This is a genomic window from Streptomyces sp. CBMA156 (assembly GCF_014596515.1).
Classification (GTDB): domain Bacteria; phylum Actinomycetota; class Actinomycetes; order Streptomycetales; family Streptomycetaceae; genus Kitasatospora.
The window spans coordinates 1-9,865 of sequence record NZ_MSJQ01000285.1 but is presented as its reverse complement, the minus strand read 5'-3'; the positions used below and the strand labels follow the sequence as shown (position 1 = coordinate 9,865).

Here is a 9,865-nt window from a genome sequence, read left to right as displayed (position 1 = left end):
CCCGGCGGGGTGGGCTCGGGCCGGGCGGGCTCTGCCGGTGCGGGCTCCGGCCGGGCGGGCTCCGCCGAGGTGGGCTCGGGCCGGGTGACCTTCGTCAGCTCGACCTGCGCGGGCTCCAGCGCCGGCTCCCGAGGGGGCGTGGCCGGTGGCGGTGCTGCGGCCGGATGTGGCGTGGCGTACTGCTCCGGGTGGCTCGGTTCAGCTGTCATGGCAGCCGTGCGCTCCTCGTCCTCGCCCCGTTCCGACCGATGCCCGGCCCCTGGGGCGGTGGGAACACCGCCTGATCGGGTGACCCCACTCCGGGGCCGGAGCGGACAACCCGACCGATGGTAGCCCCGGAGTGGCGGCCCGGCAGGAGCGGAAGCACCGCCCAACTGGCGCCGGAACGGCTGAATCTGACGTTACGTCAGGCAATAACTGAGGCCGGTTGCCATGGATGTGACGGGGCATCAGTCGAATTGACGGACCGTCAGGTCGAATTTCCGACCGTGATCCACACCACATGAATACTGCTCCCTCCGGGTGGCGAACCGAGCCTTCCCCGGTGTTCGCGGGGATTCCCGGGCCGGTCCGGCCGGTTCCGGCCCGGCCCGCCACGGCGTCCGGTGGTCAGCCGAACAGGTGCAGGTGCTCGCCGAGGAACGCCTCCAGCGTACGTGGAGCGCGTCCGGTGAGGCGGTGGAAGGTGTCGTCCGGCACCTCCTCGCGGACCACCGCGAGCTGCTGGATCTCCACCACGTGGGCGGCCAGCCAGTGCGGCATTCCGGCCCGGCCGACCAGGTGGGCGTGCAGTTCGGACGGGCTCAGGTCGATGTAGCGGACCGGCCGGCCGAGCAGCTCGCCCAGCAGGGCGGTGAGCTCCGGGTGACTGTAGGCCCGCCCGCCGGTGAGCGGATAGGTGCCACCGGTCGGCCCGGGGCGGGTGAGGGCCTCGGCCGCGGCGTCCCCGATGTCCCGGGCGTCCACGTAGTTGCAGCGGGCCTGCCCCATCGCGCCGTGCATCACCCCGGCGGCGATGCCGGGCGCCAGGAGCAGCAGCTTCTGCATGAAGGCGTACGGCCGCAGGACGGTGGTGGTGATGCCGGAGGACCGCAGGCGCTGCTCGATCAGGTGGTGGCCGCGGGAGACGGCGACGGGGGAGTCGGGCTCGGCGGCGGGCGCGGAGATCTTGACGATGTGCTCCACGCCGCAGTCGAGGGCCGCCTCGATCGCGTTCAGCTCGTACCGGACCTGGTGCGGCCCGTTGGCCATGGTCAGGAGGAGTTGCCGCGCGCCGCGGAAGGCCTCGCGCAGGGAGGCCGGGTCGGCGGCGTCGGCCGCGAGGGGCGTGGTCCCGGCGAGGGTGCGCTCGTCGAGGGTGGCGGCCAGTCGGGCGGGGTCGCGGCCGAGGGCGCGGCTGGGCACGCCGAGGGCGGTGAGGCTGCGCAGGGTGGCGCCGCCGGTGGCGCCGGTCGCGCCCATGATGACGATCATGAGGTCTGCCTTTCGGGCTGGGGTGCGGTGGGGAGTCGGTGCTGAGCTGCGGGTGCCGGGCGGCTGCCGCGCCAGCGCCAGGTGGTGATGGTGGCGGCGATCGCGGAGGAGAGCGCCAGGTCGAGCGGCAGCCGGGGAGGCCACGGGCTGTCGGCGAGGGCCGGGATCTGCGGCAGCCAGCGGGCGGCGGCGAGTCCGGTGGCCAGGCCCAGTGTGGCGGCGGCCAGGCCGAGCACGGCGGCCGCGAGGGCGCGCGGAGTCCGGACGGGTCGGGTCCGGGGCGGGCGGCGGCGCAGGCCGGCGCCGAGCGTGGCGGCCACCAGGGCGGAGGTGCCGCCGATGGTGGTGAGTGCCGCGGTCACCAGGTGCGGCTGCCCGGTGATCGCTCCGCCGAGGCCCGCCGTCACGGCCGGCATGGCGTAGGCGACCAGCACCTCGCGCCACAGGACGAACGGCGGGGGTGCGCCGGGGGCCTTCTTGCTCATGGGGTTCTCTCTTCCGATATCTGATTAGGTGCCTAAGTATTTGTGCTTAGGTACCTAACTATTAGGGTGAAAGGGAGGCGGGCTGCCCGAGCAGCCCGCCTGGGTCGGATCAGTCCTCGGTGAGCGCGTCCATGCCCGCGACCACCCGGGCCAGCAGGTCCAGGAAGGTGGTGCGCTCCTCGATGGAGAGTCCTCCGACCAGTGCCTGCATCCGGGTGAAGTGCTCGGGTGCCAGTTCGCGCAGCTTGTCGGCGCCGCGTGCGGTGAGCAGCACCACGTTGCCGCGGCCGTCCTCGGTGGACGGCCGGCGGGCCACCAGGCCCTCCCGCTCCAGGCCGTCGACCAGGCCGGTCACGGTCGCCCGGGAGACGCCGAGGCTCGCCGCGAGCTGGGAGGGCGACTTCTCGCCGCCGTGGTCCTCCAGATCCGCCAGCAGCCGGTACCGGCCGGTGGAGAGGCCGAAGCGACCGAAGTGCACCTCGCCGGCCTGGCCGATCCGGGCGCCCGCCGCCATCAGCCGGGCCGCGACCAGGATCGCCTGCGGGTCGGCCGAGAGGCCGTAGCGGGCGATCTGGCGGCGGGCCTGGTCGAGGCTGGGGGCGGCGGGACCGGTCTCGGGGGGCTGGGTCACGAGAAGTAATATGGCGCCTAATCAGATCTCCGGTCAAGTCGGTTCGCCAAGCGGGTTCGTCACGCGGGTTCGTCGTTCCTGGTTCGTCGTTCCTGGTTCGTCGCGCAGGGGCGTCAGGCCCGCTCGTCATGCCGGGTCGGGGGCACCTGTCCGCGCGGCCCGGGGAGCGATCCGGGGCGGTGTCCAGTCGGCGTGCCGCAGGACGGTCCGGATCATCGCGCCGGGCGGGGTGAGCCGGATCGCGGCGTTGCGCAGGCCGACCGCCAGCGGGTTGGCGAGCTGCCGGCCCATCCGGGCGACAGCCGTCCTCGAAGCCGACCCCGCCATCCGGCGCACGCAGTACATGCCCGGTGTCGGGCACCACATGTGGAACGGCCTCGACGACAACGACGACCGGGCCGCAGCCGTCATCACCGCATTCCTCCGGGACGCGCCCGCGCCCCTGCCGAACTCCCCGCCCCGTGGAGAGATCCCGGCCTTCCTGCGCGATCACAGGTGACGGTTCTCCGAAGGACCGGCCACCACCTCGGAGTGGCCCGATCGGCCCGACCGGACCGGATGGCCGGCGGCCGATTGACGGCTTCGAGTGACAGGGCATCAGGTCAATGAACCGTCAAGTTGGTTCATTCACAGAATGTTCCGCGCTGTTCCCGATCGTCGGGCGAAGGATTTCCGCTGCTCCCAGGTCTTCACACGGAGATCTCCGGCTGACAGGCTGGGGCCGCCATTTCAGTACGGAGGAGGTTCCTTGTCCCGCATATCCACGTTGGCCGGAGCGGTCACCTGCGCTCTCGCACTTGTCACCGGTACCGCCGTCGCCGCGTCGGCGGCGCCCTTCGACCAGGCCCCCGGGCTGGCCGAGGCGAAGGTCGCGCCCGTCGCCTGGACGCCGTGCAACCCCGACCCGAGCAAGCCGGACCCCGGCATCTACGACTGCGCCGTCTACCCCGTGCCGCTGGACTACGACAACCCGTCGGGCGAGAAGGTCGGCATCGCCATGATGCGGCGGCGCGCGAGCGACCCGTCGAAGCGGATCGGCTCGCTGTTCCTCAACCCCGGCGGGCCGGGCGGCAGCGGCTACCTGTGGGCGACGACCGCCCGCTTCGGCACCGAGGTGCAGTCCAAGTTCGACCTGGTCGGCTTCGACCCGCGCGGCGTGGCCCGGAGCAACCCGCTCAAGTGCTTCAAGACCCAGGAAGACGCGGACGCCGTCAACAACCGCATGGTCGGCGTGCCGGTCACCAAGGCCGAGATCAACGAGACGCTGGACGCGGACCAGGACTACACCGACGCGTGCAGCAAGAACGCCGGCCCGCTGATCGAGCACATGTCGACCATCAACGTGGTGCGCGACCTCGACCGGATGCGCCGCGCCGTCGGCGACTCCCAGCTCACCTTCGCCGGGTTCTCCTACGGCACCCTGATCGGTTCGACGTACGCCAACATGTACCCGAACAAGGTCCGCGCGATCATCGTCGACGGCAACGTCGATCCCAACCTGCGCCTGCACAACGGCATGGAGTACGACCGCCAGCGGGCGGGCGGCTTCGAGCTGGCCCTGGACGAGTTCCTGAAGCGCTGCCAGGCAGCCGGCGCCCCGCGCTGCGCCTTCGGCGAGGGTGACACCCGGGCCAAGTTCGACCAGCTCCGCGACCACCTGCGGACCAGCCCGATCACGCTGCCGAACGGCTCCCAGGTGACCCTGAGCACCTTCACCGGCGAGGTGGCCAGCGCCCTGTACTCGCAGGCCAAGCTGGCTCCGCTGGCCAAGTCGCTCCAGGCGACCTACCAGGTGTTCCAGAAGCCGAACGCGGCCGCCCTGCTGGCCCCGCAGGCGAACGTCTCCGACGAGGACGCCAACCTGCTCTCGGTGAACGTCCCGCGGGCGGCGCTGCGGGAGGCCCCGGTCGACTCCGAGTACAGCGCGGACGACTCGTACATGGCCGTCAACTGCCAGGACAAGCCGTACCCGTCCAACGACCGGGTGTTCGCGAACGCCGCCAAGACCTGGGAGAAGGAGTCGCCGACCTTCGGCCGCTACCAGGCCTTCGACGCGCCCGCGTGCGCGAGCTGGCCGGCCCCGGCCAGGGACGCCGAGCGCTTCTCCGGCCCGTGGAACAAGAAGACCTCCAACACCGTGATGGTGATCGGCAACCTCTACGACCCGGCCACCCAGTACAAGTTCGCCCAGCGGATGCAGGAGCAGCTGAGCAACGCCGTGCTGGTCAGCGTCGACTCGATCGAGCACTGCGCCGTCGGCCGCAGCAAGGCGCTGAACGATCTGGTCACCCGCTACCTGGTGGACGGCACCGCGCCGAAGCCCGGCCAGCTGCTGAAGCCGGACGCGGAGATCTTCCCGGCAGTCTGACGGAACTGCCCCCGGTGGCCCGGGGGACGAGGTGACGGTCGTGGTGGTCGGCGGTGCTGCCGGCCACCACGACCGTGCTTTTCGGGCGAGTTCCCGGACGGCCGGGACAATGCGGCAGAAGATCGTCATCGAACCTCCTGTGGGACGGATTCCGGCGCGTCGTCGGCGCGTTGTCGGCGACCATAGTCCAGGCCACTGACAATGGGCGTTCGCCGGGGCGCCCGAGGTCATGGGCGGGATGAATCACCGAAAATGACGTACTGTCACACTATTCATTAAGCGATTCCCGCCGCTTGATTTCCGTGTTAGCGTGCGGCCCGCCGGCTTCTCTCGGACTCGGGAAAGTGGGGACGGGTCATGCAGTGCGAATTCTCCCGGAGGGGATTCCTGGGCGGTGCCGGTGCGGCGGCCGCCGGGATCACCGTCGGTTCCACGGGCGAGGCGGCGGCCGAGGGCGCGCGCCGGGAGCTGCCGAAAGGGCGCTCGGTCCTGCCGGACGATCCCCGCTACCGGACCCTCAGCCAGGGCTTCAACCAGCGGTGGATCAGCAGCCCCGCGTACATCCGGCTGGTGGGCAACGAGGCGGACGCGGTCGCCGAGCTGAACCGCGCGCTGGACCACGGGCTGCGGCCGACGGTCCGCGGCGGCGGACACTGCTACGAGGGATTCGTCGACAACGACCGGGGCGTCATCCTCGACCTCGGCACGATGCGGGGCGTCGCCGCCTCGACGGACAAGTTCGGCCGGCCCACGTACGGCGTCGAGGGCGGCGCGACCAACTGGGACGTCTACACCACGCTGTTCCGGGAGTACGCCGTCACCCTGCCCGCCGGGTCCTGTTACTCGGTCGGTGCCGGCGGCCACGTCTGCGGCGGCGGGTACGGCCTGCTGTCCCGGCGGCACGGGCTCACCGTGGACCACCTCGTCCAGGTCGACGTGGTCACCGTCCGGGGCGGCACGGCCGTGGTGACGAGGGCGCACCGCGAGGACGCGGAGGGCTCGCCCGAGCGGGACCTCTTCTGGGCGCACACCGGCGGCGGTGGCGGGAACTTCGGGGTGGTGCTGCGGTACCACTTCGCGTCGGACGTGCCCCAGCCGCCACCGCGGGTCTGGCTGAGCAGCGTGGCCTGGCCCTGGGCCGAACTGCTGGAGCGCCCTGCCGACTTCGAGACGCTGGTGCGGAACTTCGGTGCCTTCATGGCCGAGCACAGCGGTCCGCAGGAGCAGGTGTACCAGGGGCTGTTCGCCATCCTCAAGCTCACCCACCACTCCAACGGGAACGTCGTCCTGTTCAGTCAGTGGGACGGCGAGGACCCGGCCCCGCTCGACGCCTTCGTGGCGGCCGTCGAGCGCGGGATGACGACGCCCGCGGCGGTGCAGACCCGGGCGGCCGGCGGGCTGTTCCTGCCCTACCCGGACAAGCGCCGCCAGATGCCGTGGTTCCAGGCCACCATGACGCTCAACCCCTCGGGGGACAACCAGCGCGGCAAGTACAAGTCGGCCTACCATCGGGAGCCGTTCAGCCCGGCGCAGATCGCCGCCTTCTGGGACTGGCTGGTGCGGGACGTCGAGGGGGTCGACCTCACCGACACGCTGGTCCAGATCGACTCCTACGGCTGCCGGATCAACACCCGCCGGCCCGAGGAGACGGCCGTCCCCCAGCGCGACTCGATCATGAAGCTCCAGTACCAGACGTACTGGACCGACCCGGGCCAGGACGACGAGCACCTGGCCTACCTCGGCGGGCTGTACCGGGACGTCTACCGGGAGACCGGCGGAGTCCCGGAGGTCGACACCGCGACGGACGGCGCGTACGTCAACTACCCGGACACCGACCTGGGCACCGCGAACCAGCCGGACCCGGCCTACCCGCGCCTCTACTACAAGGGCAACTACCCGCGGTTGCAGCGCACCAAGGCCCACTGGGACGGGGAGGAGGTGTTCCACCACGCCCAGTCGATCATCCCCGCGAAGGCCTGAGGCCGGGCGCCGACGTCCTGCCCGGGGCTGAGCGCCCGCGCCCGGCCCGGGGCCGGCCGACCGTCCAGGTCAGCGAGTGTGGGGACGCACCCCGCGCCCGCATCCCCGCGGCCGTGGCCCGGCTCAGCCCGACCCGTCCCGGCGGCCCGCTCCGCTACGCGGCCTGCTCGGCGACCTCGTCGAGGATCCGTCCGTCCCGGACCTCGATCACCCGGTCGGCGAGCCCCATCAGCGTCGGGTCATGGGTGGCGACCAGCACGGTGACGCCCTCGCTGCGCACCACCGCGCGCAGCAGCTCCATGATCGAGCGCCCGGTCTCCGAGTCCAGCTGACCGGTCGGCTCGTCGGCGATGATCAGGCTGGGCTCGTTGGCCAGCGCCCGGGCGATGGCGACGCGCTGCTGCTGGCCGCCGGAGAGCTCGCCGGGACGCTGGTTGGCGTGGTCGGCCAGGCCGACCAGGGCGAGCAGGGTGTGCGCGCGCTCCTCGCGCTCGGCGGCCGGGGCCTTGCGCAGCCGCATGGGAACGCCGACGTTCTCGGCGGCGGTGAGCATCGGGATCAGCCCGAAGGACTGGAAGACGAAGCCGATCCGCTCCCGCCGAAGGGCGAGCCGGCCGTCCTCGTCCAGCCCGGCGAGGTCGACGCCGTCCAGGGCGATGCTGCCGCCGGTCGGCGTGTCCAGGCCGCCGACCAGGTTGAGCAGGGTGGTCTTGCCGGAGCCGGACCGGCCCTTGAGCGCGGCGAGTTCGCCGCGGCCGACGGTGAACGAGACGCCGCGCAGGGCGTGTACGGCCCGCTCGCCGGTGCCGAAACTCCGGCGGAGGTCGGTCACGGCCACCATCGGCTGGGTGGTCGGGTCGGCGGTGGCGGCCTGATGCTGCGTCATGCGGCGTCCCCCTGTGGGCGTGGTAACCCGGTGAGGATCCGGGTCCCTTCGGTTCTACGGATATGGCTGCTCCGGTGGTTCACGTTCCCGGACGGTGAATCCGAGAAGTCGTGTCCCGCGCCAAAGGAGCTGACCGAAGCCGGAGTTGTGAAGTGTGCATGGCATTCGAGTGGGGGCATCCCCGGCCGTGGATGCTACCAATGATGGAATTTGCTCACTGCATACTTGATTCGCGCAAGTCCCTTCCGTTCCTCGATCGAATCTGACAGCATCGTCCGCTATCCGGCGACCGATTGCCGGTGATCAATGCACCGGTGTGCTCGCGATGTGTCCGTCTGTAGCAGATTTGTGCTCGGACCGGATCGATGAGCGAAGCCCCGGGATGCAACCGGGGATGTAAATCCGGGGGAGGAACTTGATGCTCGGCTTCGTCGTGCGCCGACTGCGCGGGCGAGTGCCGCTGGCTGCCGCCGTCCTGTTGGCGGTGCTGATCACCACGTCCGTGCTGACCGCCTTGGTGGCCTTCAACAGCAGCGTCGGTGAAGCCGGCCTGCGGCAGGCGCTCCAAGGGCCAGGTCACGCCCGGACCACGGTGGCGGTGACCGGCGAGCACGGACGCGACCAGCGGACGAAGGACGAGGAGGCGATCGCCGCCTACCGGCAGAAGCTCTTCGGCGATCTGCCCGTGCACACCGACAGCCTGACGCGCAGCCGTTCCTACGGCCTGCCGGGGTCGGCCGACACGGCGGCGGGCAGCGCGGGAGCGGGCAGCGCGGCCGCGGGCAACGCCCCCGGCGCCGCCGGAGCGGCCGCGTCGACCGGAACGGCGGCCCCGGCCCCCTCCGGCCAGACCCCCGGTGCCCAGTTCGACCTGACGGTCCTCGCCGACCTCGACCGGGAGCGGGTCCAACTGCTCGCCGGCGCCTGGCCGGCCGCCCCCACCGGGCCGGTCCAGTCCGCCGCCCCGGAGACGGCCGTCCCGCAGAGTCTGCTGCGGCGGCTCGGCCTGACCGAGCAGTCCCTGCCCGCAGAGGTCAGGCTCGCCGACCGGCTCGACGGCAAGTCCCTGACCGTCCGGATCACCGGCGTCTACCGGGCCGTCGACCCGACCGCCCCGTACTGGCGGATCGACCCGGTCGGAGGGCACGAGATCGAGGTCGGCGGCTTCACCACCTTCGGTCCGATGATGGTCGACCGGAGCGCCTTCACCACGGGGGGTCTGCTCCAGGGCAGCCTCGGCTGGTCGCTGGACGCCGACTTCTCCGGCGCCGACCAGGCCACCGCCCAGGCCGTCGGTGACCGCTCCCAGCGCCTCGCGGAGGAGCTCAGGAACACCGCCTCGCTCGGCGCGAAGACCGAACTGCCCGACATCATGCGCGAGTTGTCCGACAGCATGGTGGTCGCCCGGTCCACCCTGCTGATCGGCGCCCTCCAACTGGCCGTGCTCGCCGCGGCGGCCCTGCTGCTGGTCGTCCACCTGATCTCCGCCCGGCAGGAGTCCGAGAACGAGATGCTCGCCGCACGCGGCGCCTCGGCCCTCAGGCTCGGCTCCTTCACCGCCCTGGAGTCGCTGCTGCTGGCCCTGCCCGCAGCCGTGTTCGCGCCCCTGCTGACCCCGTTCCTGGTCCGCGCGCTGGCCGGCCTCGGCAGCGCCCACCAGGTCGACCTGGAGACCGGCATCAGCTGGGCGCTCTGGCCGGTGGCCGTGGTCTGCGCCCTCTCCTGCATCCTCCTGGCCACCGTGCCCAGCGTGGTGCGCGGCGTCGGCGCCGCCCTGCGCCGCCGGACCGGCCGCCGCCAGGCCGTGGTCTCCGGAGTCGCCCGCAACGGCGGCGACCTCGCCGTGCTCGCCCTGGCCGCGCTCGCCTACCAGCAGCTCGACCAGTACGGCGGCGGGCTGTCCCCCGACGCCTCCGGCCGGCTCGACGTCGACCTGCTGCTGGTCGCCACCCCGACGCTCGCTCTGTGCGCCGGCACCCTGGTGGTGCTGCGCGTGCTCCCGCTCGTCGCCCGGTTCGGCGCCCGCGCCGCCGCCAGGGGCC

Annotated in this window: 8 protein-coding genes and 1 pseudogene; 3 read left to right on the top strand and 6 right to left on the bottom strand. The window is 72.0% G+C overall.

Annotated features, from left to right (window positions below):
• From BU198_RS24490 to BU198_RS24470, 5 genes and pseudogenes are all read right to left on the bottom strand, one after another.
• Nucleotides 1-209 (bottom strand): annotated as a pseudogene (locus tag BU198_RS24490) (hypothetical protein); the annotation flags it as partial.
• Nucleotides 210-609: 400 nt separating this feature from the next.
• On the bottom strand, nt 610-1,473 hold the full coding sequence (locus BU198_RS24485) for an NmrA family NAD(P)-binding protein (protein ID WP_188299021.1): 864 nt from the start codon (nt 1,471-1,473) through the stop codon (nt 610-612).
• Complete coding sequence (locus tag BU198_RS24480; protein WP_188299020.1) at nt 1,470-1,958, bottom strand: hypothetical protein; 489 nt, start codon at nt 1,956-1,958, stop codon at nt 1,470-1,472. Before BU198_RS24480 ends, BU198_RS24485 begins: the two co-directional genes overlap by 4 nt.
• Before the next feature lie 109 nt (nt 1,959-2,067).
• Nucleotides 2,068-2,589, bottom strand: a complete 522-nt coding sequence (locus BU198_RS24475; protein WP_188299019.1) for a MarR family winged helix-turn-helix transcriptional regulator — start codon at nt 2,587-2,589, stop codon at nt 2,068-2,070.
• A 126-nt stretch (nt 2,590-2,715) separates the two neighbouring features.
• Entirely contained in the window at nt 2,716-3,000 is a 285-nt protein-coding gene (locus tag BU198_RS24470; RefSeq protein WP_188299018.1) for a hypothetical protein, read from the bottom strand.
• Nucleotides 3,001-3,337: 337 nt separating this feature from the next.
• Between BU198_RS24470 and BU198_RS24465 the strand changes: the two genes are divergently transcribed.
• Together BU198_RS24465 and BU198_RS24460 are read left to right on the top strand one after the other, a co-directional pair.
• Nucleotides 3,338-4,957, top strand: coding sequence for an alpha/beta hydrolase (locus BU198_RS24465; protein WP_223244878.1), 1,620 nt, complete (start codon nt 3,338-3,340; stop codon nt 4,955-4,957).
• A 357-nt stretch (nt 4,958-5,314) separates the two neighbouring features.
• On the top strand, nt 5,315-6,937 hold the full coding sequence (locus tag BU198_RS24460) for an FAD-dependent oxidoreductase (protein WP_188299016.1): 1,623 nt from the start codon (nt 5,315-5,317) through the stop codon (nt 6,935-6,937).
• A 154-nt stretch (nt 6,938-7,091) separates the two neighbouring features.
• Here BU198_RS24460 and BU198_RS24455 read toward each other — a convergent pair whose 3' ends face one another.
• Nucleotides 7,092-7,823, bottom strand: coding sequence for an ABC transporter ATP-binding protein (locus tag BU198_RS24455; protein WP_188299015.1), 732 nt, complete (start codon nt 7,821-7,823; stop codon nt 7,092-7,094).
• A 418-nt stretch (nt 7,824-8,241) separates the two neighbouring features.
• On the opposite strand from BU198_RS24455, the gene BU198_RS24450 reads away from it, so the two are divergent.
• On the top strand, nt 8,242-9,865 hold a 1,624-nt coding region (locus BU198_RS24450; protein WP_411293227.1), incomplete at its 3' end, for an FtsX-like permease family protein.